This window comes from Phenylobacterium sp. (assembly GCF_013911965.1).
Taxonomy (GTDB): domain Bacteria; phylum Pseudomonadota; class Alphaproteobacteria; order Caulobacterales; family Caulobacteraceae; genus Phenylobacterium.
The window spans coordinates 1-24,224 of sequence record NZ_JACESE010000015.1; the positions used below are offsets into that span (position 1 = coordinate 1).

General features: G+C 70.7%; 18 protein-coding genes. 10 read left to right on the forward strand and 8 right to left on the reverse strand.

The window, feature by feature from the left end:
• Positions 1-87: 87 nt before the first annotated feature.
• Together H2041_RS14615 and H2041_RS14620 are read right to left on the reverse strand one after the other, a co-directional pair.
• Positions 88-396, reverse strand: a complete 309-nt coding sequence (locus tag H2041_RS14615; protein ID WP_293413847.1) for a DUF4387 domain-containing protein — start codon at positions 394-396, stop codon at positions 88-90.
• A complete protein-coding gene (locus H2041_RS14620) occupies positions 383-1,780 on the reverse strand; it encodes an acyclic terpene utilization AtuA family protein (RefSeq protein ID WP_293413849.1) in 1,398 nt (465 codons plus the stop codon). Before H2041_RS14620 ends, H2041_RS14615 begins: the two co-directional genes overlap by 14 nt.
• A gap of 158 nt (positions 1,781-1,938) precedes the next feature.
• On the opposite strand from H2041_RS14620, the gene H2041_RS14625 reads away from it, so the two are divergent.
• From H2041_RS14625 to H2041_RS14635, 3 genes are read left to right on the forward strand one after another with little or no spacing between them, the layout of a single operon-like run.
• Positions 1,939-4,095 carry a TonB-dependent receptor gene (locus H2041_RS14625; protein ID WP_293413851.1) on the forward strand — a complete coding sequence of 719 codons (2,157 nt, stop codon included), beginning with the start codon at positions 1,939-1,941 and terminating at the stop codon, positions 4,093-4,095.
• 57 nt (positions 4,096-4,152) lie between these two features.
• Positions 4,153-5,451 carry a citrate:proton symporter gene (locus tag H2041_RS14630; RefSeq protein ID WP_293413853.1) on the forward strand — a complete coding sequence of 433 codons (1,299 nt, stop codon included), beginning with the start codon at positions 4,153-4,155 and terminating at the stop codon, positions 5,449-5,451.
• 37 nt (positions 5,452-5,488) lie between these two features.
• Positions 5,489-6,259, forward strand: a complete 771-nt coding sequence (locus H2041_RS14635; protein WP_293413855.1) for a class II aldolase/adducin family protein — start codon at positions 5,489-5,491, stop codon at positions 6,257-6,259.
• Between the two features lie 24 nt (positions 6,260-6,283).
• Here H2041_RS14635 and H2041_RS14640 read toward each other — a convergent pair whose 3' ends face one another.
• On the reverse strand, positions 6,284-7,093 hold the full coding sequence (locus H2041_RS14640; RefSeq protein WP_293413857.1) for a YwqG family protein: 810 nt from the start codon (positions 7,091-7,093) through the stop codon (positions 6,284-6,286).
• 213 nt (positions 7,094-7,306) lie between these two features.
• On the opposite strand from H2041_RS14640, the gene H2041_RS14645 reads away from it, so the two are divergent.
• The 6 genes from H2041_RS14645 to purU all read left to right on the forward strand — a co-directional run bounded on the left by H2041_RS14645 (position 7,307) and on the right by purU (position 17,411).
• The gene (locus H2041_RS14645) at positions 7,307-10,078 is read left to right on the forward strand and encodes a TonB-dependent receptor (RefSeq protein ID WP_293413859.1); all 2,772 of its coding nucleotides are present in this window, start codon (positions 7,307-7,309) and stop codon (positions 10,076-10,078) included.
• 133 nt (positions 10,079-10,211) lie between these two features.
• Positions 10,212-10,718 carry an RNA polymerase sigma factor gene (locus H2041_RS14650; protein ID WP_293413861.1) on the forward strand — a complete coding sequence of 169 codons (507 nt, stop codon included), beginning with the start codon at positions 10,212-10,214 and terminating at the stop codon, positions 10,716-10,718.
• 81 nt (positions 10,719-10,799) lie between these two features.
• On the forward strand, positions 10,800-11,795 hold the full coding sequence (locus H2041_RS14655) for a FecR domain-containing protein (protein ID WP_293413863.1): 996 nt from the start codon (positions 10,800-10,802) through the stop codon (positions 11,793-11,795).
• Positions 11,796-11,883: 88 nt separating this feature from the next.
• A complete protein-coding gene (locus H2041_RS14660; protein ID WP_293413865.1) occupies positions 11,884-14,829 on the forward strand; it encodes a TonB-dependent receptor in 2,946 nt (981 codons plus the stop codon).
• A gap of 95 nt (positions 14,830-14,924) precedes the next feature.
• Entirely contained in the window at positions 14,925-16,523 is a 1,599-nt protein-coding gene (locus H2041_RS14665; RefSeq protein ID WP_293413866.1) for a M17 family metallopeptidase, read from the forward strand.
• A 45-nt stretch (positions 16,524-16,568) separates the two neighbouring features.
• Entirely contained in the window at positions 16,569-17,411 is an 843-nt protein-coding gene (purU, locus tag H2041_RS14670; RefSeq protein ID WP_293413868.1) for a formyltetrahydrofolate deformylase, read from the forward strand.
• On the opposite strand, the gene H2041_RS14675 is transcribed toward purU, so the two are convergent.
• From H2041_RS14675 to H2041_RS14690, 4 genes are all read right to left on the reverse strand, one after another.
• Entirely contained in the window at positions 17,408-18,184 is a 777-nt protein-coding gene (locus H2041_RS14675) for a hypothetical protein (RefSeq protein WP_293413870.1), read from the reverse strand. The two genes, purU and H2041_RS14675, sit on opposite strands and share 4 nt — an antisense overlap.
• A gap of 52 nt (positions 18,185-18,236) precedes the next feature.
• Positions 18,237-19,997 carry an ATP-binding protein gene (locus H2041_RS14680; RefSeq protein ID WP_293413872.1) on the reverse strand — a complete coding sequence of 587 codons (1,761 nt, stop codon included), beginning with the start codon at positions 19,995-19,997 and terminating at the stop codon, positions 18,237-18,239.
• Positions 19,998-20,076: 79 nt separating this feature from the next.
• The gene (locus H2041_RS14685; protein ID WP_293413874.1) at positions 20,077-20,256 is read right to left on the reverse strand and encodes a hypothetical protein; all 180 of its coding nucleotides are present in this window, start codon (positions 20,254-20,256) and stop codon (positions 20,077-20,079) included.
• A 5-nt stretch (positions 20,257-20,261) separates the two neighbouring features.
• Complete coding sequence (locus tag H2041_RS14690) at positions 20,262-21,410, reverse strand: PepSY domain-containing protein (protein ID WP_293413876.1); 1,149 nt, start codon at positions 21,408-21,410, stop codon at positions 20,262-20,264.
• Between the two features lie 139 nt (positions 21,411-21,549).
• On the opposite strand from H2041_RS14690, the gene H2041_RS14695 reads away from it, so the two are divergent.
• Complete coding sequence (locus H2041_RS14695) at positions 21,550-22,911, forward strand: porin (RefSeq protein ID WP_293413878.1); 1,362 nt, start codon at positions 21,550-21,552, stop codon at positions 22,909-22,911.
• Between the two features lie 54 nt (positions 22,912-22,965).
• Here H2041_RS14695 and H2041_RS14700 read toward each other — a convergent pair whose 3' ends face one another.
• Positions 22,966-24,150 carry a hypothetical protein gene (locus tag H2041_RS14700; protein ID WP_293413880.1) on the reverse strand — a complete coding sequence of 395 codons (1,185 nt, stop codon included), beginning with the start codon at positions 24,148-24,150 and terminating at the stop codon, positions 22,966-22,968.
• Between the last annotated feature and the right edge of the window lie 74 nt (positions 24,151-24,224).

The following is a 24,224-nucleotide window of genomic DNA, read 5'->3' on the forward strand; positions in this document are numbered from 1 at the left end:
CTCAGGTCGTAGCGCGCCATCTCAAGCTCCTTTCGGAAGCCTTGAATCAGCGTCGCCCTCAACCAGCAAGCTTTATGGGTTCAGAACCTAGTCGAGCTCGACGTCGAGCAGCCGGACGTACTGCTGGCCCCGGTGCATGTCGCGCTCCACCATGCCGCCCTGGGGTTCGGTCCGGGCGTAGGAGATCTTGACCATGTTCAGGCTCTCCACCGGATAGCGCTGCACGAAGGCCGGATCGGCCCCGAACAGGCGCTCGAACAGCGGCGGCCCCAGGGCCGGGCTCTCGGCGTACTTCCGGAAGTTCTCCGCCCCGTCGAAGAAGAGATCGAAGGTCACCCAGAAGGGGCCGGCGTTCTTGGACCGCACGTGGCGGCAGACGTCCTTAACCTTGGGCATGGGCGCCCCCTTTCTCGGCCAGGTCGATCCAGACCGTGCGGACGAGCTCGAGCGGATCGTCCACCTCGACCACGTGGTTCAGCTTGAATTCGTAGACGGGGCCGCGCGGGACCTCCGCCGGCGTGAAGGCGAAGCCGTAGCTCGGCAGCTCCTTGTCCCGCACCAGCGGGAAATGGAAGAAGTAGGCGTTGCAGGCGTTGGCGATCTGGGTCGCCAGTTCCTGGGTGTCGGCGGTGGCGATGAACAACACGCCCACCTCCCGCGGCGGCGGCGTGTCGGGCGCAGGCCGGTCGCCCGACACCGCGTTCCAGCCATAGAGGCGCAGCGAGATGTGGAAGTCGCCGGCCGCCTCGCCCAGCGCGCGGCGGGCGCGCTGATAGAGGGCGTGCAGCATCTTGTCGTGGAACTCGTCCAGGCGGGAGAGGATCTCCGGGTCCTGGACGCCGATCAGCATGATGGTCTGAAAGCGGCCGGCGGCGGCGCCCTCCAGCTTCATCGTGTAGGGCTGCGGCTCCCATCGTGAACCTGTCACCCGCACCGTCCGCTCGTCGACGGGATCGTAGCGGGCCTCGGTGACGTCCAGAACGCCGCCCGGTTCGGTCAGCCGGAAGGGATTGCTGTTCTCGTAGAGCATGTGGGCCGAGACGCTGTGCGGGCTGCAGCGGTTGGACGGGCTGAGCGGCTCCACCTCGAATCCGTCGGCCCCGACAGAGATCAGCACCCCGGCGCCCTCGCCGGTGTTCACCGTGCACTGGGCGCCGCATTCGGCGACCTTGGCCGCGTGCCAGGAGGCGCCCACATGGGCGCCGCGCATCAGGGCGAAGGCGCCGATGACCGCGGTGTCGGTGGTGCGGCCGCCCAGGATCAGGTCGGCGCCAGCCTTCAGCGCCGCGACATAGGGCTCGGCGCCCATGGCCGCGACGATGTGGTCGCAGGCCTCGATCGTCGCGTCGTCGAGGGGACCGAGCGGGGGCAGGGGACGGATCCTGCCGGCGGCGTTTCTGGCCTTCAGCACCGCCTTGTCCTGCTCGGAATAGAGCAGGGCGATCTTCGGCTTCAGCCCCAGTTCTTCGGCGATTTCCAGGGCGATGTCGCGGGTCCAGTCGAGGTTCAGGTCGCCGCCGGCCTGGCCGCAGGTGCCGACGATGACCGGGATGCCCGCCTCGGCGCCCGCCTTCATCAGGAGCTTCAGATCGCGCTTCACCGACCCACGGTCGTTCTTCGACTTTCCGAGCGCCAGATAGGCCGCCCCGCTGTCGGTGGAGCCGGCGTCGGTGGCGATCGCCTGCGCCCCTCTTTCGAGCCCGTAGCGGAGCTCCTCTTCCCGCACGCCAGCCCCCAGCGAGCCGACGGGCACCAGTATTCTGATTGGTCCGTCTTCCATCCCTAACCCGATCGATCCGTTTTCATGCGCGCCGAGCCTTAGCGGTATCGAATTCACCACGTCAACAAAATGGATCCAAAATGTTGACGTGATGCGTCCAAGGCCAGTAAGCACCCTCTCAAGGCTGCGAGCCAGACAGAACAAGAGGGGAGTGGAACATGCGGGATCATCGGACCTTGTGGGTTTGCGGGGCGGCGGCGACCGCCCTGCTGAGCGCGCAGCCGGCGGCGGCGCAGGAGGCTCAGGGGAGCCAGGCGAGCGTGCTCGAGGAGGTGGTGGTCACCGCCCAGCGGCGCAGCGAAAGCCTGCAGGACGTGCCCGTGACGGTGACCGCCTTCGGCGCCGAGCAGGTCGAGGAGGCGCGCATCCGCCAGGTGGCCGATGTGGCGGGGCTGACGCCGGGCCTGCAGTTCGACGCCTTCCCATCCTCGCAGCCCCGGGTGGCCATCCGCGGCATCGGCTCGTCCGACCGGGGCGCGGCCGGCGACCCCAGCGCCGCGGTCTTCCTCGACGAGATCTATATCGGCCGGCCCGCAGCCGTGGCCTTCGACGCGTTCGACGTGGAGCGGATCGAGGTCCTGAAAGGACCGCAGGGCACGCTGTTCGGCCGCAACGTGGTCGGCGGGGCGATCAACATCGTCACCGCGCGCCCGCAGCTCGGGGCCTTCGACGCCGGCGCCGAGGTCACCGTCGGCAACTATGAACGGCTGGAAGGCGCGGCCATGGTCAACGCCCCCTTCGCGCAAGGCAACGCCGCCGTGCGGTTCAGCGGCGCCTGGCGCACCCACGACGGCTATGTCCGCAACACCTTCACCGGCGACCGGATGGAGGACCAGGACACCCGCAGCGGCCGCATCTCCCTGCGGGCGGAGCCGGAGACGGACCTGCGAATCCTGGCCACCATCGACGCGACCCGCAGCCGCGAGACGGGGCCGGCCCAGCACGTGCTCGACCTGGACGAGGGCGATCCGCTGAGCGCCTTCTGGACCGTCGACCGGGACCGGGACGAGACGGCCGGCGCGTACAACGGCTATCAGGACCGCGACACCTGGGGCATGCGCCTGCAGATCGAGCGGGACCTGGCCTTCGCGACGCTGAGCTACATCGGCTCCTATCGCGACCTGGACTATGCGGCGGCCTACGACTTCGACGGCGGCAACCCGTCCGCCAACCTGATCGACATCTCAGGCGGCAATGACGAGCAGACGTCCTTCTCCAGCCACGAACTGCGCCTGAGCGCCCTGCCGGAGAGCGAGGTCCAGTGGGTCGCCGGCGCCTATCTCTTCCAGAGCGACACCGACCGGCGCGACATCCTCGACCTGGACATCGCCGGCGATGCGGGGCGGGAGGTGTATACCCAGGCCGCCGAACTCTTAAGCTACGCCGTCTTCGCCGACGTCACCGCCCCGGTGACGGACCAGCTCTCCGCCGTGGCCGGCGTCCGCTACACCCGCGACGACAAGGACTACCGCATCGACAATCTGGAAGGCTCGGCCATCTTCCGCGCCGGCGAGCGCTTCGACGTGACGGTCGGCGACACCTATGAGGCGGTGACCTGGCGCGCGGGCCTGACCTGGCAGCCGCTCGACGACCACATGCTCTACGGCATGATCTCGCGCGGCTTTAAAAGCGGCGGCTTTCAGGACACCCCGTCCACGGCCGCGGACGCCGCCGACGGCTATGAGCCGGAATTCGCCACCCAGTACGAGCTGGGCCAGAAGAGCGTGTTCCTCGGCGGGTCGCTCATCTGGAACAACACCCTCTTCATCATGAAGTACGAGGACCTGCAGACGCGCCGGACCCTGCCCAACCTGTCGGTCGTCACCGACAACGCCGGCGAGGCGACCATCAAGGGCTACGAGACCTACCTTCGTTGGCGGCCGTTCACCGGCGCCAGCCTGGTGACCAGCTACGCCTATACCGACGCCGCCTTCGACCAGTTCGAGCCGGAGCCGGGGCTCGACTACGCCGGCAACCGCATCTCGCGGACCCCGGAGCACAAGCTCGTGGTCTCGCCCGCCTATACGCTGGGCCTGGCCAGCGGCGCGGACCTGCGCTTCGCCGTCGACTACGCCTATGAGAGCCGGATCTTCGACGACAACTCGAACGAGCCGCCCGAAATCCGCGACCCGACCCACTTCGTCGATGCGCGGGTGGTCTTCACCGATCCGTCCCGCCGCTGGACGCTGTCCCTGTGGGGCAAGAACCTGACGGACGAGCTCACGCGGACGCACCAGACGCTGTTCCTCGGGGCGAACTTCGGCGCCTACAACCCGCCGCGCACCTACGGCCTCAGCCTCAACTGGACCTACTGATCCTGGCGCGCGGCGTCCTCGGCGGACGCCGCGCGCGGTCGCGCTCGGGGGCGCCTGATGAACCTTTCCCTGCTCGGGTTTTCCGCGCTCGCCGTCTTCATGGCGCTCGTGCTTACGCGGCGGCTGTCGGCGGTGGCCGCCCTGATCCTGGTGCCCATCGTCTTCGGGCTGATCGCGGGCTTCGGCTCAGGCCTGGGCGACATGATGCTCGAGGGCGTGGTCGAGGTGGCGCCCACCGCGCTCATGCTGATCTTCGCGCTGCTCTACTTCGCCGTGATGATCGAGGCCGGGCTCTTCGAGCCGCTGGTGCGCAAGATCCTGCAGGTGACGGGCGACGATCCGGTGCGCGTGGTGGTCGGCAGCGCGGTCCTGGCCATGCTCGTCTCCCTCGACGGAGACGGGGCGACCAGCGCCATCGTCACCATCTCGGCCATGTATCCGGTCTATCGCCGGCTGGGCCTCAACCCGCTGATCCTCGCCGTGCTCCTGGGGCTCAGCAACACGCTGATGAACTGGCTGCCCTGGGGCGGGCCGGCGGCGCGCGCCGCCCTCGCCCTGCGGGTCGACATCATGGACATCGTCGGCCCCCTCCTGCCGGCGCTCGGCCTGTCGCTGGCGGCGGTGCTGGGACTGGCCTTCTTCCTGGGACGCCTGGAGCGCCGGCGTCTGGCGCGGGACGGCGGGCCGGCGCCGGCGGAGGCCGAAGCCGCCGCGACGGTGACCGTGGCGCCGAAGGAGACCCGCAACCTCTGGCTCAACCTGCTGCTCACCCTGGGCCTGATCGGCGGGATGCTGAGCGGGATCGCGCCCCTGCCGGCCGTGGTCATGGGCGGCTTCGCCATCGCCGTGACCCTGAACTTCCCCAGGCTCTCGGAGCAGAAGGCCGCGCTCGCCGCCCACGGCGAGACGATCCTGATGATGGTCTCGCTCATTTTCGGCGCCGGCGCCTTCACCGGCATCCTCAGCGGGACCGGCATGATCGACGCCATGGCTCAGAGCCTGGTCTCCACCATCCCCGAGCCGCTGGGCCCCTACATGGGACCGATCACGGCCCTGCTGAGCATGCCGCTCCTGATGTTCATGTCCAACGACGCCTTCTACTTCGGCGTCGTGCCGGTGCTGGGCGCCACGGGTGCGGCCTATGGCGTGCCGCCGGAGGTCATCGGCCGCGCGGCGCTCATGGGCATGCCGCTGCACGCGCTCAGCCCCTTCATCGCGCCCATCTATCTGGTGGCCAGCCTGATCCGCGCCGATGTCGGCCAGTTGCAGCGCTTCGGCCTGCCCTGGGCGATCCTGCTTTCTCTCTTCGCCACCCTGGCCGCCATGGCCACCGGGGCGATCCTCATCCCGTCGTGACCCCTCGACGGTCTTCCCGCGAAACAGGAGGTTCGAAATGCCTGACGATTCAGCCGCGAAGTTGACGTCCCTGAAGGGCAAGGTGAGCGCCGAGGAGTGGCAGGCGCGGGTGGATCTGGCGGCGCTTTACCGTCTGGTGGCGCTGCACGGGTGGGACGATCTGATCTACACCCACATCTCGGCGCGCATTCCGGGGCCTGAGCACCACTTCCTGATCAACCCGTACGGCATGCTGTTCGAGGAGATCACGGCCTCGTCGCTGGTGAAGATCGACCTTGAGGGGAACATCCTCCAGGAGACGCCCTACTTCATCAATCCGGCGGGCTTCACCATCCACTCGGCGATCCACGACGCGCGCGAGGACGCCAGGTTCGTGATGCACCTGCATTCGGACCAGGGGGTCGCGGTCGCCGCCCAGAAGGAGGGGCTGCTGCCGCTTTCGCAGCACGCCCTGATCGTGCTGCCGCGTCTGGCCTATCACGACTATGAGGGCATCGCCCTGAACCTGGACGAGCGCGAGCGGCTGGTGGCCGACATCGGCGACAAGACGCTGATGCTGCTGCGCAATCACGGGACCCTGTCGGTGGGCGAGACCGCGGCCGACTGCTGGGTCGGCATGTTCTATCTGGAGCGGGCCTGCAAGCAGCAGGTGATGGCGCTCTCGGCCGGCCGCGACAACGTCCTCTTCGCGCCGGAAGCCTCGCAGAACGAGGTCAAGGCCCAGGTCGCCCGCGGCATCGGGGGCAAGCTCGCCTGGCCCGGATGCCTGCGACGCCTCGACCGCCAGATGCCGGGGTACGACGGGTAGGCTCGGGGCTCCAGCGCCGCGGCGTCAGTGTGACTGCAGAATGGTCCAGGTTCTCGAGAAGTCGCCGGCGCGGGCGTCCACCTCGCGGACCCAGAAGTAGAGCTGGCCGACATCGCACCACATCATGCCGGCGTCGTCGTCGGAATCGACCTGCAGCAGCAGGCGCCACTCGTCGACGCCCGCGCCGGGGCGGCGGCCCTCGCGCGGCGCGACCCTTTCGCAGGTCCGCTCCATGTCGTCCCACTGAACGGGGGTGGGATACCCGCCGATCTGATGGGCTGGCGACGCTGGCGCCATCGCCTCCAACTCAGCCTCCAGCCGCCGGCACTCGGTCGAGCTCATGTCCTTCAGGTTCAGGCCGAGCCGTTCGGGATCGTCCGGCATAGAGACGTCGAGGTCGAAACGCAGGGGCCGCTGATCGAAACGGGCGTCTTCGGGCAAATCGTCGGGTGGGGGCGCGACCTCCGCACGTCTCGGCTCATAGATGACCACCGAACTGCCTGCCTCCTCGGCTTCCATGCCCCAGCCGCCGGTCTCGAGATCATAGAAGAAGAGCAACTGCCCCTCAGACGGCAGCCAGTTCGGCCCGCCCGCCGCGCGCGCCTGTGCAAGATCGATCTGGGCGACCAGCGAGAGGGGGCGGCCCTGAAATCTCGGCCAGGGCGAGGCCATCTGCGGACGGCCTCCCAGCCAGGATCGCCCGCCGTCGCCCGCGCGCAAGCGAAGACAGGGGAGAGCGGCGCCCTTGAGTTTGGTCAGCACCTCCGTCGCCGAGAGCGATGCGACTTGAGGCGCGGCCCTACGCTTCCCGAACAGCCAACCGAACAGGGACATCGGAATTCTCCTCCACGGCCAAGGTTCGCATTTTGTTCGGGCTGGTCAACTCTCCGCCACGGCCGAACGTGACGACGTCGTGAAGATTGAATGAAAACCGCCGTCACATTTTGAGGGCCTGTCCGGCCGCGTCGTTGAGGGCGATGGGGGCAAGGGCCGGGCGTCAGAATCCGGTCTCCCGCCGTCGCAACATCGACCCGCGGAGAATTCGAAGTGTTCGGACAGAACCAAAACGGCGGCGCCGGCCGCGCGCGCCAGTCGGCCTGGCTGATGACCAGCTGCGCCGCCGTCGCCCTGATAGGGGCCACGGCCGCCCAGGCGCAGGACCAGGCCACCGAGGTGGACGAGATCGTCGTCACCGGCAGCTATGAGCGCAGCCTGCAGCAGGCCGTCGAACTGAAGCGCGAGAACGTCGGCTTCTCCGACTCCATCGTCGCCACCGACGTGGCCAACTTCCCCGAACAGAACCTGGCCGAGGCGCTGCAGCGCATGCCCGGCGTGACCATCGAGCGGAACAAGGGCCTGGGCACCCGCGTCATGGTCCGCGGCCTGCCGAGCGAGTTCACCTTCGTCACCATCAACGACCTGGCCACCGCCTCGGGCAGCGGCGGCCGCGACGTCGAGTTCGACATCTTCGCCTCGGAGATCATCCAGCAGGTCACCGTCCAGAAGTCGCCGACGGCCGCCGACGAGGAAGGCGGCATCGCCGGCTCGATCAACATCCGCACGGCCCGGCCGTTCGACTATTCCGGCGCGCGCCTGGTGGGCACGGTCGAGGGCGCCTACAACTCGATCTCCGAGGAGATCGACCCCAAGCTCTCCTTCCTGGCCAGCAACACCTGGGGCGACTTCGGCGCGCTCTTCTCCGTCTCGACCGCCAAGCGGACGAACCGCACCGACTCCAACTCCGGCATCAACTTCCGCCCCGCCTTCCGTTTCCTGGAAGCCTCGGGCACGCGCGGAACCCAGGCTGCGGCCGTCCTGGCCCGCGACGCCGGCGTGGTCGTGCAGGACCGCCGCGACCGCGACGAGACCGGCCGCATCATCTTTCAGGACAAGGTCGGCGACCGCGTCTATCTGAACGAACAGGATCAGTGGGGCGCCACGCTCGCCCTGCAGTACCGCCCGTCCTCGAACCTCAGCCTGTCCTTCGACGCGATGGTCGGCGGCTATGACGCCACCGAGGACGAGTATGATGCGGCGGCCTATTCGGCTTCCAGCCGCTCGACCTTCGAGACGATCCACGAGTACGACGACACCACGCTCGCCGACTACGGCATGGTGATCCTGCGCGACGTCTCCTACACGGCCACGCAGCACGAGTTCCTGAGCAAGGAGCGCATCAACAAGACCGACTACATGCAGTTCGGCGGCGAGCTGAACTGGAGCGGCGACAGCTGGGAATTCAACGCCCTGGCCGGCTATTCGGGCGCCGAGAAGACGCTGGACCACGCCAACCTCAAGCACGTGGCCTATGCGCCCTCGCGCACCCGCTGGACGGCCGACGGCGGCGAAACCATCCCGAGCGCCAACCCGGCCACCATCGACATGTACAATGCGCCCTCGAAGTACCTCTTCGAGGCCTATGAGACGAACTACGAGGCCATCAGCGACGACAAGTACGCCGCCCAGGCGGACTTCACGAAGCACTTCGACCTCGGCTTCTTCCCCGCGCTCTCCAGCATCCAGGTGGGCGCCCGCTACACCGACAAGTCCAAGGAGCGGCAGTACGGCTCGCTGAACATCCAGGGCCCCGGCCCGGGCGACTCCTCCTGGGCCAACACCCGCACGCTCGCCGATAGCCCGCTGACCCCGATCAGCGACCTCGTGCCCGGCGGCGACTACAGCGCCCGCGACATCACCTGGAGCCAGGTTTCGAACGCCTATGCGCGGGACTTCTTCCGCTATGACGGCTTCTACACGCCGTTCGACGACGGCCAGTACTACGAGGTGTCGGAGGAGACCTACAGCCTCTACGCCATGGCCGATTTCGACTTCGAGATCGCCCGCGTGCCGGTCTTCGTGAACGCCGGCGCCCGCTATGTCGACACCACCACCACCTCGTCCGGCTTCCACCAGATCCAGAACCCGGACGGCTCCACCGGCTATACGCCGGCGCCGGTCACCAGCGAGGGCGGTTACGACAAGGTCCTGCCGAGCCTGAACTTCAACGCCGAGCTGACCGACAGCATCATCCTGCGCGGCGCGGCCTCGAAGACCCTGATCCGGCCGGCGCTCACCGACCTCGCCTACAAGCGTACGGCCAGCTGGAACTCGTTCCGCTTCACCGACGGCAACCCGAACCTCGCCCCCACCTACGCCAAGCAGTGGGAGCTGGGCCTCGAGAAGTATCTCGACCAGGGCGGCCTGCTGGCGGTCTCCTACTTCTGGAAGGAGATCGAGGGCGTCGTGCGCAGCGAGCTCACCGGCACGGTGCCGAACGTGACCAAGTACAACGCCAACGGCACGATCGACGGCGTCTACGACTTCGACGTCTACCAGCCGGTCAACGCCGACGGCTCCTATGAGGTCAGCGGCGTGGAGCTGGTGGCCCTGGTGCCGCTCGGCCTGATCTACGCCCCGCTGCAGGGCTTCGGGATCAACGCCAACTACACCCTGCTCGACAGCTCGCTGACGGGCGAGTCCGACCTCGGCATCCCGACCCCGCCGGTGGGGCTGGCCGACAAGACCTACAACGTCACGCTCTACTACGAGCGGGATCGCTTCCAGGCGCGTGCGTCCTACAACTACAAGGACAAGTACGTGGAAGGCATCGGCTACGAAATGTACCCGATCTATCGTGACGCCTATGGCCAGACCGACGTCTCGGTCAGCTATGACCTGACCGACCGCTTCCAGCTCAGCCTGGAAGGGATCAACATCACCGACGAAGAGACCAAGGGCTACACGATGCACCCGTCCTTCCCGACCATGTACGAGCTGTCGGGACGCCGCTTCACGCTCGGCCTGCGCATGGAGTGGTGACCGCCAAAGGTGGACGCGACTTGGACCGAGCCTGTCGGTCGGGCGGATGATCCCCTCGCGCCCGACCGCATGCGACGCCCCCTCCCTCGGAGGGGGCGTCTTCGCGCGCCCGGCCGGCGCGCGGGGCGGCCCCATGTCCGCTGAGGGCGACCTCAACCGCCTGCGGCGCGATCTCGTCGCCTATCTCCAGCGCAAGGGGCGGGGCGGCGACGAGGCCGAGGACCTGGCCCAGGAGGCCTTTGTGCGCTTCCATCGCGCCGGCCACGACCTAGCCGCCCCCGACGCCCGGCCGCTTCTGTTCGTGATCGCGCGCAACCTGCAGCTCGACCGCTGGAAGTCTGCGGCGCGCGAGGCGGCGCGGCGCAGCCCCGACGACATCCACGACCTGGACGCGGGCCCGCGGGCGCTGGCCAGCGAGGCGCCTTCGGCCGACCAGCGCCTGATCGGCCGCCAGGACCTGATCGCGGCGGCCGACGCCATCCGCGCCCTGCCGCCCAAGACGCGGGACGCCTTCCTGCTGCATCGCTTCGAGGCTCTCACCTACCGGCAGATCGCCGCCCGCCTGGGAATCTCGGTCAGCATGGTCGAAAAGCACATCGCCGAGGCGCTGCGGCAGTTGAAGTCGGCCCGGGGCGGTTGAGGTGTTCGCCGTGTGGATCGTTGTGATTTGTGACGCGGTCGGCGACGGTCGCCGCTCTCCCCTCAGGGACTCACCGCGCTGATGCTGCAACGCCTATCCGCCCTGCTCGCCGACCGGCCCCAGACGGCCGAGGCCTGGCTCGCCCGCATGGGGCGCCCGGACGTGCGCGCGGCCGACCGGACGGCCTTCCAGGCCTGGCTGGAATCCGATCCCGACCACCTGCGCCAGTACGAGGACGCCAAGGCCTTTCAGGCCGAGCTTGCGAGCCTGCGGGGCGAGTTCGCGCTCGACCTCGCCCGCCTGCGCCGCCGCGAGCCGCGGCCGGCGCGCGCCTCGCGGCGTCTGATCCTGGCCGGCGGCCTGGCGGCGGCCGGGCTCGCCGCGGTGGTGGCCCTGCCGCCCATGCTCGCGCCCGCGCCCGAGGCTCGACTCTATGAGAGCGCCCCGGGCCAGATCCTGGACGTGACGCTGGAGGACGGCACCAGGGTTACGCTTGACGCAGGCTCGGCCGTCTCGGCGGCGATCGGCGGCGACGTCCGCCGGGTGAGGCTGGAGCGCGGCGGCGCCTATTTCGACGTCGCCCACGATGCGGATCATCCGTTTCAGGTGAGCGTCGCCGACCGCCAGGTGATCGTCACCGGCACCCGTTTCGTCACCGCCCTGACCGGCGACGCCGCCGAGATCTCGGTCCTGCAGGGCCGTGTGGCCGTGGGGCGGCGCGACGCCGCCGAGCCCCGCGCCCTCGACGGCGCCCTGCCGGTGGCCCCCGGGGAGCGGGCCGTCTTCCGTGCGGGCGAGCCGGTGATCCGCAAGGCCCAGGCCGATGTCGAGACCGCCACGGCCTGGCGCCGGCGGCGGCTGGTGTTCCAGGACGCGCCGCTGTCGCAGGTGATCGTCGCGGCCGCCCGCTATTCCGATCACCCGCTGGTTCCGGCCGACCCCGCCCTCGACCAGGTTCGCGTCACCGTGGTCCTGCCGCTGGAAGGGGAAGGGGCGCTGGCGGATCGCATGGCCGCGCTCCTGCCCATCGAGACGGCGCGGGCGCCGGACGGCCGCATCCTGGTGCGCGCGCAGTAGTCGCCATCGCAGAGCTGTCATGAGCCTGCGTTAGGCCCCCATCCATGGTCTCGGGGGGCCCTGGGCGTTGAACCTGATCGCGGCATGCATGACGGCCGGAGCGCGCCGCGCCCTGGCCGCCCTCGTGGCTGCGCTCACAACGGCCGCCGCCGCCGGCTCGGCCGGGGCGGCCGAGCGCGTCCACACCTTCGACATCCCGGCCCAGGCGGCGTCCTCGGCCCTCGTGCAGCTTTGCCTTCAGGCCGACTGCGAACTGGCCTTCACCGCCCCGTCCGGCCAGGCGGTCCGCACCCGCGCCGTCCGCGGGCGCATGGGCTGGCGCACGGCCGTTTCACGCATGCTGGACGGCACGGGGCTCGGCTATCGCTTCGTCGGCGAACGCGGCGTCCGCATCTGGTCGGAACCGCGGGCTGTCAGCCGCCCGCCGCCCGCCGCCGTTGCGGAGGTGGGGGAACTGATCGTCATCGGCCGCCTCTCCGACCAGATCGACGAGGCCCTGGCCGAGAAGCGCGCCGCCGATGTGATCTCCGACGGCCTCTCGGCCGAACGGATCGGCGACCTGCCCGCCGCGAACCTGGCCGAGGCGCTACAGCGCGTGCCCGGGGTGGCGATCGAGCGGGAGGTGGGGGAGGGGCAGTTCGTCAGCGTCCGGGGCCTGGGCCCGCTCTTCCAGTCGGTGACGCTGAACGGCGCGCCCGTGGCCTTCAACGAGAACATCCGCAACTCCACCCAGAGCGGGCGGCAGTTCCGCTTCCGGGCCCTGTCGGTGGACCTGCTCTCCGGAGCGCGCCTGACCAAGACGTCGACGCCCGACCTCGTGGACGGGGGCATCGGCTCCAATATCGACATCAGGACCGCCGGCGGACTGGACGGCGATCCGTTCGTCTCCCTCCGCCTCGGCGGAGAGACGGAGCCGCGCACCGGCGAGCTCAGCGGGGATCTGGCCCTGGCCGGCCGGCTCGTCTCCCACGACGGCGACCTCGGCCTGATCGCAGGCCTGTCCCAGGAGTCGCGGTCGGTCCGCTACGATCGCTTCCAGATCATGCGCTACGGCGAGACGGTCATCGACGGGCGGAGGGTCGCCACCCCGAACGACGTGCGCACCACCGTCGAGCAGGAGGCCCGCCGCCGCCGCAGCCTGTTCCTCGGGGCCGACTGGCGGGTCTCGCCCGACCTCGCCCTCGATTTCGACGGCCTCGTCTCCACCTTCGACAACGCCATACGCGAGGACCGACTGGTCTTCGGACTGGGCGAGCGGCTGGCCGCCCCCGGCGCGATCCTGCGCATCGAGAACGGCGTGGTGACGGCCGCGCAGATCGCCGACGGCCAGATCGACAACAACACCGAGTTCTCGGACCAGTCGCATGTGAACCTGGTGGCCTCCCTGGGCGCGGACCTGCGCCTGGGCGCCTGGCGGCTGACCCCGCGGCTGAGCGCCTCCAGCGCCCATTCGGTGCTGGATGTTCCGCTGGAGCGCTTCTCGACCCAGTCGCCGGAGGGCGTCGCCTATGTCTTCGACCTGGGGGATGCGGGCGACACGCGGCGGTCGGCGCGCCTGACCACGGACTTCGATCTCACGGACCCGACCCGGCTCACCCTGGCGCAGCTCGGCATCCGGGCGGTGGAGTCGCAGGACGAGGACGTGACGGCCGTCCTGGACGCGCAGCGCAGGCTCGACTTCGGGGGCGAGCGCGCGCGGCTCTCGAGCCTCCGCCTGGGGCTGCAGGTGAGCGATCGCAGCCGCGACTATCAGAGGCGGGACCGGCGCGCCGCCCTGGCCGCGCCGGAGGCGGGTGTCGCCGGCCTCTATGCGGGGGTGGCCCCGGTCGACGTCTTCGCCGATCTGGTCGCCGCGCGCACCGGCCCCTGGACCACTGCCGACTTCGACCGTCTGAGGGAGGCCTTCCTGTTGCCGGGCGAGCGGACGGACGTGGTCTTCCAGCCCGGCGATCTGGTCCCGACCGGCGCCGACCAGCAGAACGGCTATGCGGTGCAGGAGCGCGTGGCCGCCGCCTATGTCCGGCTGGACTTCGACGGCGCGGCGGCCGGAAGGCCCCTGTCCGGCAATCTGGGGCTGCGGCTCGTGGCCACGCGCACGCAGGTCGAGGGCGCACGCCTGGAAAGCCACGAGGGGCTCGCCGAGGTGCGGGCGGTGAGCTTCGAGGGCGAACACCAGGTCCTCCTCCCCAGCCTGAACCTCGCCCTGGACCTGGACGAGGCCTCCGTCCTGCGTTTTGCGGCCTCGCGCTCGATCACACGTCCGTCGCTCGCCGACCTGAGGGCCGCCACGGTGCCGGCCAGCGTCCTGGTGGCCAGCATCTATGAGCGAGGCGCCGCCGCGGTCGCCGATCCGTCGCCCGGCGTCATCTTCAAGGGGGTCGGCGGCAATCCGGACCTGACCCCCTACCTCTCCACCAATCTCGACCTCTCCTACGAGGTGACGCGGCGGCGGACGAGCTTCAGCGTCGCCTACTTCCACAAGTCGATCGAGGACTTCATCCAGACGGCCGAGGCGCCCGAGGTGCTGACCTTCGAGACCCAGGCGGGCCCGCTGGTCCAGGCCGAGGTCCTGATGGCCCGGCCGCAGAATGTGGGGCGCGCGATCGTCGATGGCGTCGAACTCGGCCTGCATCACCGCCTGGGCGGCGGCCTTGGCGTCTGGGCGAGCGCCACTTGGACCGACAGCCGCCTGGACGGCGGAGGTCGGCTGACGGGCGTCTCCGACTGGGCCTGGTCGGTCAGCCCTTATCTGGAGCGCGGGCCCTTCGCGCTCAATCTGTCCTGGTCCTGGCGCTCGTCGTTCCGCTCGGAGGCGGACCTGCAGGGCGGCGGGGTCGCGGACTTCATCGTCGCCGAGGCCGGCTATCTGGACGCCCAGGCCAGCCTGGCGCTGTCGCAGCAGGCCGAACTGGTGGTCACCGGCTCCAACCTCACCGCCACGCGCGAGCTTGCCTATGACGGGTCGGAAGACCGACTGCTGCAGCTGGGATCGGTGGGCCGGCAGTTTTCGCTCGGCCTGCGCCTCATCTGGTGAGGCGCGCGCCTTCGGTCTTGCCCTCGCGCGGCGAGGCGCCTTCAGTGGGCGAAAAGCGTGGCCTCGGCTGGCCATGCGACACTGGAGACCTGTCGATGCCGCTTTCCCTCCGCACCGGCGCCGCGCTCGGCGCCCTGGCGCTCAGCCTCTGCCTGCCCGTCACGGGCCAGGCCCAGACCGCCGCCGCGCGGCCCGGCGTCGCCGTCCCGGCCCAATGGCGGGCGGCGACCTTCGCCGAGACCGTTCCCGCCTCGGGCGGGGGCGTTCTCGTGCTTCCGCTGGCTTCGGCCGACGAGGCCCGACTCGCCAGGCTCGACCCCGCCCTTCGCGAGGCGGTGGGGCGCGCGCTGGCCAGCGCCGACTTCAAGTTCGACAGCCGCAAGACGCTGGTCCTGCGGGGCCTCGGCGCCTGGGACGCGGTGGTCGTCGCCGGGCTGGGAGAGACGGCCACGCCGCTCGCCTGGCAGGACGCCGGCCGGGCCGCCGCGCGCGCCGCAGCCGACGAGACGGGCCCCGTCGTGCTGCTCGCCAGCGGCGCGGCGCCGGCCCTGGCCGCGGAGCTCGTCACCGGCTTCGGCCTGGGCGAATACCGGTCGGACTTCCACAAGGCCAAGGCGCGCGAGCGGGCGGCGCCGCAGGGCCTGACCCTGGTGACCGACGCCCCGGCCGCGGCGGAGGCCGCCTACCGTCCGCGCGGCGAGGCCCTGGTCGCCGCCATGGCCTGGGCCCGCGACGTCTCGAACGAGCCGGCCAACATCGTCTATCCGGAGAGCTTCGTCGCCCGCGCCCAGGCCGCCTTCGCCGGCTTGCCGGGCGTGTCGATCCAGGTGCTGGACGCACCCGCCATGGAGCGGCTGGGCATGGGCGCCATCCTCGGCGTCGGCCGCGGGTCGGAGCGCCCGCCGCGGATGCTGATCGTGCGCTATCGCGGCGCCGGCGCGCCGGAGGCGCCGGTCGTCCTGGCCGGCAAGGGCATCACCTTCGATTCCGGGGGCATCTCCATCAAGCCCAGCACGAACATGGGCAATATGAAGATGGACATGTCCGGGGCGGCCAGCGTCACCGGCGCAGTCCTGGCGCTCGCCAAGGCGCGGGCGCCGGTCAATGTGGTCGCCGTGGCGGCCCTGGCCGAGAACATGCCCGACGGCGGGGCCATCCGGCCGGCCGACGTGCTGACCGCCATGAACGGCAAGACCATCGAGATCGTCTCCACCGACGCGGAAGGCCGGCTGGTGCTCGCCGACGCGCTTTCCTGGATCGACGCCAATCTGGAGCCGGCTGCGGTGGTCGACGTGGCGACGCTCACCGGCTCGGTGCGCACCGCGCTCGGCGACGACTATGCCGGCCTGTTCACCCGCCATGACGGCCTAGCCGACCAGCTCGTCGCCGCCGGCGAGGCGGCGGGCGAGCCCCTGTGGCGCCTGCCCCTGCATCCCAGCTACGGCGAGGACATCGCCTCGACCATCGCCGACATCCGCAACGGCGGCGGGGAGGGCGCCGGCGCCGGCACGGGCGCCCACTTCATCGGCGAGTTCATCGACGACGACATCCCCTGGGCCCACCTCGACATCGCGGGCATGGCCTATGGCGGGGCCGATGCGGTGAAGCCCGCCGGCTCGGCCGGATTCACCGTCCGGCTGCTGGAGCGGTTCGTGCGGGACTTCCAGCCGGTCGGCGGGGCGGCCGAGGACTGACGCCGGCGTTCTCAAGGCGGGCGGGACTGTGTATGTCCCGCCCCCATGATCCTGACGCTCTCCTGCGCCGACCGGCCCGGCATCGTGCGCGCCGTGGCCAACCTCCTCTTCGATCGCGGCGCCAACATCATCGACGCCCAGCAGTTCGGCGACGACGAGACCGGCCGCTTCTTCATGCGCGTGGTCTTCGATGCGGGGGAGGCCGGCGCCGACGATCTGCGGGCGGCCTTGGAGCCGATCGCGTCCGCCTTCGCCATGACCTGGACGCTGCGCGACCCCAAGGTGCGCCGCAAGGTGATGATCCTGGCGTCCCAGACCGATCACTGCCTGTCGGACCTGGTCTGGCGCTGGCGGCGCGGCGAGCTGCCCATGGATATCTGCGCCGTCGTCTCCAACCATCCGGCGGAGACCTATTCCAGCGTCGATCTCTCGGGCCTGCCCTTCCACCACCTGCCGGTGGATCGGGAGACCAAGCTCGAGCAGGAGGCGGCCCTCTGGGCCCTGATCCAGCAGACCGGCGCCGAGCTCGTGGTGCTCGCCCGCTACATGCAGATCCTGTCGGACGGCCTGGCCGCCAAGCTGGAGGGGCGCTGCATCAACATCCACCATTCCTTCCTGCCCGGCTTCAAGGGCGCGCGGCCCTACCATCAGGCGCACGCCCGAGGGGTGAAGGTGATCGGGGCCACGGCCCACTATGTCACCGCCGACCTCGACGAGGGCCCGATCATCGAGCAGGACGTGGAGCGCATCAGCCACCGCGACACGCCCTCGGCCCTGATCCGCAAGGGCCGCGACATCGAGCGCCGGGTGCTGGCCCGCGCCGTGCGCTGGCACCTGGAAGACCGCGTCCTGCTGAACGGCAAGAAGACGGTCGTCTTCACCGACTAGGGCCGAAGGACCCCATAGAAGTCGTAGAAGACGGCGAGCGGCGCCTTGGTCATCAGGGCCTGCAGCGGAAAGGCGCGCCAGGGGGCGTCGGGGTCCAGGGGGCCCTCCAGCAGGCGCTCTCGCATGCCGGGCCGAACCTCCCCGCGATGGTCGACGGCCTGGCCCCAGGTGGAGGAGCCGCTCAGCCGATGCGGCTCGGGGCAGGGCGTGCGGGAGTCCGCATAGGCCGGCGGGAAGAGCCGGCGGTAGGCTTCGAGATTGTAGAGCCAGGAGGCGCCGGCCAGGCGCCGCGCCTCCGGCTGGGTCGCTGCGATGTGGGCGAACATTGCGGTCAGCTCCGCGCGACGGGCCGGCGCGCGGCTGTGGGCCAGCGGGCCCTCCGGGCCTTCCGCATCGCCCAGATTGTGGAAATGGATGCGGATCTGCCCGTTCTCGTCGGCGCGTTCGCAGGCGAAGACGCCGAAGGCCGTCTGGTCCGGCGGCAGGGGCTCGGGCGGGGCCGCGTCGTAGGCCGCCAGGGTCCAGGCCAGCCGGTCCTCGGGGGCGGGCCTGGCGCTCAGGCCCGCGACGAAGTCCCGCCATTTCGGGTCCGGCGCGGCCGGATCGTGCCGCCCGAAGCCGAAGCGCCGGTGCAGATTGGTGGTTTCGCCGAGCAGCTCGGCGAAGGGGCGGCCGCTGGCCCGGGCCACGCGGTCGGCGAAGCGGAGCTGGAGGTCGAAATAGTCGGCCACGTCCGCCGCCGGACGCTTCATCGCCGCACCCGCCATGGCCATGCCCTCCGAAGCTCCGCCGTCGGCGCAGGTTCGGCCCTGGCCGGCGCCCAGGTCAAGCCACGGCGGCGGCCGAGAGGGGCTGGCCCGGGCCTTGGCAGGCGGCCAGGACGGCCGCCAGGGCCTGGGGCGAAAGCGGCTTGGCCAGGTGCTCGTCGAAGCCCAGCCTGAGGAACCGTTCCCGGTCGCCCGCCATGGCGTCGGCGGTGAGCGCCACGACCGGAACCTCCGGCTGGCCGCCGCGGCCGGCCCGGATCGCCTGGAGCGCGTCTTCGCCGCTCATGCCGGGCATGTGGATGTCCATCAGGACGAGGTCGAAGGCCTGGCCTTCCATGCGTTCCAGGGCCTCGACCGCACTCTCGGCCAGGACTGCCTCGGCGCCCAGCGCCTTGAGCAGGGCGCCCAGGACGGCGCGGTTGGTGGCGTTGTCGTCGACGCCCAGGACCTGGATCGCCCGGCCCGCGGCCGGCGGCTCCGCGGCCTCTTCGCAGGTCTCCGGAGTCGCCTCAGGGGCGGCGGCCAGGCTCTTCGCCTCGATCAGCGGAAGATCGACATAGAAGGTCGAGCCCTGGCCCACCTGGCTGCGGAGGCCGACCGAGCCGCCCATCAGTCCCGCCAGCCGCTTGGTGATGGCCAGGCCGAGACCCGTGCCGCCATAGGTGTGGCTGATGCCGGCGTCGGCCTGGGTGAAGGCTTCGAAGAGACGGGCCTGAACCTCCTCCAGGATGCCGGGTCCGGTGTCGGTCACCGACAGGATCATCCGCCCGCCGGACCGCTCCAGCCGTACGGTGACGCCGCCCTCGCTGGTGAACTTCAGCGCGTTCGAGACGAGGTTGTGCAGCATCTGGCGCAGGCGCGTGGCGTCCACCTCGATGGCCGCCGGCACGGCCTCGTCCACCGACCAGGCGAGGGTCACGCCCTTTTCCGCCGCCGCGTCGAGCCAGACGCGGCAGCCTTGCTCGATCAGCTCGCGCGGATCGACCGGGGCGCTGAGCAGCTCCAGCCGGCCGGCCTCGATCTTGGACAGGTCGAGCACGTCGTTGAGGACGGTCATCAGTCCGGCGCCGCTTTCCAGGATCAGGTCGACCTGACCCCGCTGGGCCGCGCTGAGCCGTGACCCGCGCAGGGCGTGGGCCATGCCGAGCACGCCGTTCATCGGCGTGCGGAGCTCGTGGCTCATCATGGCCAGGAAGGCCGACTTGGCGGCGTTGGCGGCCTCGGCCGCGGCGCGCTCCTGCTCAATCTTGGCGGTGGCCTGCCGCAGCTGGTCGGCCCGGTTGATGACGTCGGCCAGGCCGAGAAGGGCGTTGATCAGGGCCAGCACCACGACGAGCTGGGCCGTCCAGGAGGTGACGCCCACGTGCGGGGAGAAACCGACGCTCAGCACCAGGGCGATGGACACGATCGGCGCGACCATCAGGAGGGTGTAGCCCCGCGACCGGCCCACATAGAGCTGGGCGTAGAACAGGTTCGCCATCCACTGGACGGCCGCCGCGGTCTGCAGGGCCGGATCGCCGCTCAGCCACATCATGGCCACGGGCGCCATCCAGAGGGCGCCGATCACCAGCACGGAAAGGCTGTGGCGCAGGCGCTGTTGGTGGCTGGCGACCTCCGGATAGGGGCGCCGGCGGTTCAGCCACCAGCTCAAGCCCTCGACCGCCAGCACGACGCCCAGCCAGATCGCCGTCGGCCGCCAGCCGAGGCCCAGCCCGAAGATCGCCCCCAGGACCACGGCCAGCGCCAGCCGGATCGGCTTGCGCTGAAAGGATTCTCGGGCCGAGGCGTCGAACCCGGCGTCGAACAGGCGTGCAATCATGGGCGGCCTCACTTGCGGCCAATGTACCGACCCGAGTTACTCCAATACGTTAAGCGACGCCGGACGAACGGTCGCAGGCCTAGCGCGCGCGCCGCGCGCGGGCCCAGATCACCGCCGCCAGCGGGACCGTCAGGGCGATCCAGGACACCCAGTCGGCGACGCCGTCGCCTGTGAGCGCGGCCACCAGGCCGACGGCGCTCGCCACGCCGATCACCAGGGGCGCGGCGAAGATTCGCATCAGGGGCGAGCGTCTGCGCACCGGCGTCACTCCGCCGGCGCCAGGACGGGGCGAGGCTCCAGTTCGGCGACGACCGGATCGGTGGCGGGCGCGCGGCGGCGGCTGAGCCAGAGATAGACGCCGCTGCCCAGCACCACGATGGTGACGATGTCGAGCAGGGCCCACAGGATCTTGAGCGGCAGGCCGCCATAGTCGCCGAAATGCAGGGGGCCCGAGAGCAGCAGGGCCTGGGCGTACCATGGCATGGAGCGGATCGCCGTCAGCTCGCCCGTCCGCGCGTCGATCAGCGCCGGGGTGAGCAGGTGCTTGGTCAGCGGCGTGCCGCCCTGCATGAAGACGGCGTAGTGGTGCTCGGTCGAATACGATCCGCCCGGAAAGGCCACGAACTGCACCCAGGCGCCGGGCCGCGCCGCCTTGGCCGCGTCCACGGCCGCCTGGATCGAGGCCTCGGCCCGCGCCGGCGGCAGGCCGCGATAGGGGGCCGTCATCTGCGCCAGCTGGTCGGCCTGCCAATAGGCGATGATGGGGGTCGACAAGGTGTTGATCACGCCTGTCAGTCCCACCACCGACAGCCAGGCCACGGTCACCACGCCCAGCAGGTTGTGGTAGTCGAGCCACTTGACCCGGCGGGACCGGGACAGCCGCAAAGCGCCGAAATCGAGCTTCTTCATGAACGGGGCGTAGAGCACCACGCCCGACACGACGGCGGCGAACAGCAGCAGGCCCATCAGGCCGAGGAAAAGCATTCCGGGCAGGCCCAGGAACATGTCGGTGTGCAGCTTCAGCAGCACGTCCATCACCCCGCCCTCGGGATGCGGGGGCAGGGGCGCCGCGCTCGTCCAGTCGTAGGAGGCGAAGTGCATCTGGCCTTCGGCGGCGGCTGCGCTCGGTCCTGTGGTGACATTCACCACCGGGCGGTCCTCGTCGAAGGACATGAAGATCGGAACCTCCCCAGGGCGCTCGGCCAGGGCGCTGGCCAGGACCGCATCGAGGCTGGTCAGAGGGGCGCCTTCCGGCGGCGGCGTCCATGCGCCATGCGCGCCCAGCAGGTCGTCGATCTCGTGATGGAAGATGAGCGGGAGGCCGGTGAGGCAGAGCATCAGCACGAAGGCCGTCGAGACGAGGCTCGTCCACTTGTGGGCGAAGGACCAGGCGCGGACGGTCTTGCGGTTCATGCGGAATGGGGGCGGCTGAATTTGAGAACCGGTTTCAACTAGGCCCTTTGACCGGCGGGCGCAACCGGCGCCCGGCGCCCGCGCCCGGTTCTTTCCCGCCGAGTGTGGCGCCGGCGTCAGGTGATCAGTATAGGGAGGAATGGCCCACCGTCTCACCCGCGCACAGACCCTGCTGCTGACCGGCGCGGCGAGCCTCGCCTTCGCCGCGCCGGCCGCCGCCCAGACCGACCTTCCGCCCGAGGTCGCCGCGCGCCTGGAGGCGCAGGAGGCCCGCATCCGGGAACTGGAGGCGCGGCTGCTCCGGCTGGAGGCCGCTCGCGCGCCGTCGACCGCGGGCCGCGAGACGGCGCGCCCGGCGGCTCCCGCCGCGCCCCCCGTCGCCCTGGCGGCGTCGTCGCCGGCGCCCGCGCCGGCCGCGCCGGCGAAGACGCAGGTCCGGGCCGCCGCGGAGCCGCCGAGGATCCGCGGCCGGGCTCAGTTCGACGCCCTCGTCTACAATGACGACGACGGTTCGCGCGCCACCGGAACGGAGGTGCGGCGCTTCTACCTCGGCGCGCAGGGGAAGCTCGGGAACGGCTTCGCCTACGTGGCCGAGGCCGACTTCAGCGGGGCCGAGGTGGGCCTGCAGGATGTGGCCCTCAGTTATCAGGCGACGCCGGATCTCGAGCTTGTCGTCGGGCACTTCAAGCCGCCGATCACCGCCGACGAGCTGACCTCGGACGCCTACACCGTCTTCCTGGAGCGCTCGGCCTATGCCGGGACCTTCGCGCCCGGACGCCGCCTGGGGCTCGCCTTCAACTATGCGGGCGAGGACTGGGGCCTGCGCGGCGGCGCGTTCGGCGAACAGGAGGACGCCGCCCTCGACGGCGAGCGGGACGAGGCCTGGCTGGTCGCCCTGCGGGGACACCGCGACCTCCTGCCGGGCGAGCCGGCCCTGCACGTGGCGCTTTCCAGCTACTTCCTGCGGCCCTCGGACGCCAACGGCGACGTGCGCCTGTCGCAGAGACCGGAGACGGGCCGCGCGCCGCGCATCATCGACACCGGCGGCTTCCTGGCCGACGAAGCGCTCTTCCTGGGCGGCGAACTCGGCTACGGCGCCGGTCCCCTGACCCTGCAGCTGGAGGGGGGATCGATCGCCTATGAGGGGCCGTTCGCCTCGCCCCGTTTCGCCGGCTGGTCGGCCCAGGCGGCCTGGCGCTGGACCGGCGAGGCGCGGCCCTACGACGCCGCCGACGGCGTGTTCGGCCGAATCCGCCCGGACCGGCCCCTGGGGGACGGGGGCTTCGGCGCGCTGGAGACCGGGCTGCGGGTGACGCAGGTCGACCTCTCCGACGACGCCGTCACGGGCGGCGAACTCACCACCTTCGGCGCCGTGGTGAACTGGCTGCCGATCACGCGGGTGCGCATCTCGGCCAATCTCATCCGCGCAAGCACCGAGCGGGAAGGCCGGCCCGACGTCGACGAGACCCTGGTCACGCTGCGCACGGGCGTCGACTGGTAGGCTTCAGGCCGGGGCGCGCGCCGACGGTCGGCCTCGAAGCTCTGGCCGATCCTCTCAGCCGCGCGCCAGGGCCTCGCGGCCCGCGGCGACCAGGGCGCCCAGCCCCAGGATCCAGGCCAGCAGCCAGGCGAAGCCGCCGACGATGGGAATGGCGCCCACCAGGCAGATCAGCGCGGTCGCGGCCAGCGACCAGCCGAGTTTCCCCCAGAGGCCGGGGGGCTCGGCCCCGACGCCCCGGGCGGCCAGCCGCCGGACCATCATGGCCAGGCCATAGGCGAAGGCGGCCAGACCCGCAGGCCAGGCGACGAGGTAGAGGCCGATCACCAGCAGGCCGAGCGGGATGCCGATCACCGACACGAACAGCACGGCGATCAGCGGGACGGCGATCAGGGCCAGGAGGAAGCCCAGCCCCAGGGTCGGCAGCGGCCGCTCGGCGATCCGGCCCGCCGCGGCGGTCATGAATCCCGGGAAGAGCATGGCCAGGGCGAAGGTGAGAAGGCCGCCGCCGACCACGCCCACCGCCAGGCTCCAGAACACGCCGCCAAGGACGGCGGCCCAGGGGGAGGGCGCCGCCTGCCGCTTCGGCTCACGCGGTTCCTGCACGACCGTGCGGCCGCTGATCACCGCCTCTGGGGAGATCTCGACCTCGCTGACCTCATAGGTGAGGTCGCCGCCGATGCGTGCGCCGGGGCCGATCTCGAGCCTCTGGGCGTAGACGACCACGTCTCCGCTGACCGATCCCTCGATGCGGACGGTTTCGCCCGCCGTGCGGAGTTCGCCGGCGATAGGTCCTTCGGTGGTCACCGTCTGTCCGGCCAGGAAGGCCGTGCCCCCCACCTCGAAGCCGGGGCCGACGCGGACATTGCGGCCGGCGGCGTAGACGTCGTCGGCCACCACGCCGTCCTCGAAGTCGATGTCGCGGCCGAGCAGCAGGGCGTCGCGCGCCTGACCCTCCTGGAACCGGACCTGGCCGGCGGCGAGGAACAGGTTGAGGGCCCGGCCCCCGTCGAACGCGATCGTCTCGGCGGCGGCGAAGACGTCGTCCTCGCTCTGCGGCGCGAGCCGAATCCGATCGCCCGAAACGAAGAGCACGTCCTCGAAGGGACCAGTGATCTCGACCTGTCGGCCGGTGCGGAACTCCACCGCTTGGGCCGCGAGCGGCGCGGCGGAGACGGCGAGGACGGCGGTGAGCAGGGCGAGAACCTGACGCATCCGCGCGGCAGGAGAAAGCAGGGACATGGAGGAGGCCTCCGTTCGCTGGCGCGCCGAAGCTCGACCCTATCCGAAAGGTCCGCCTTGATCTTGCGCAATCG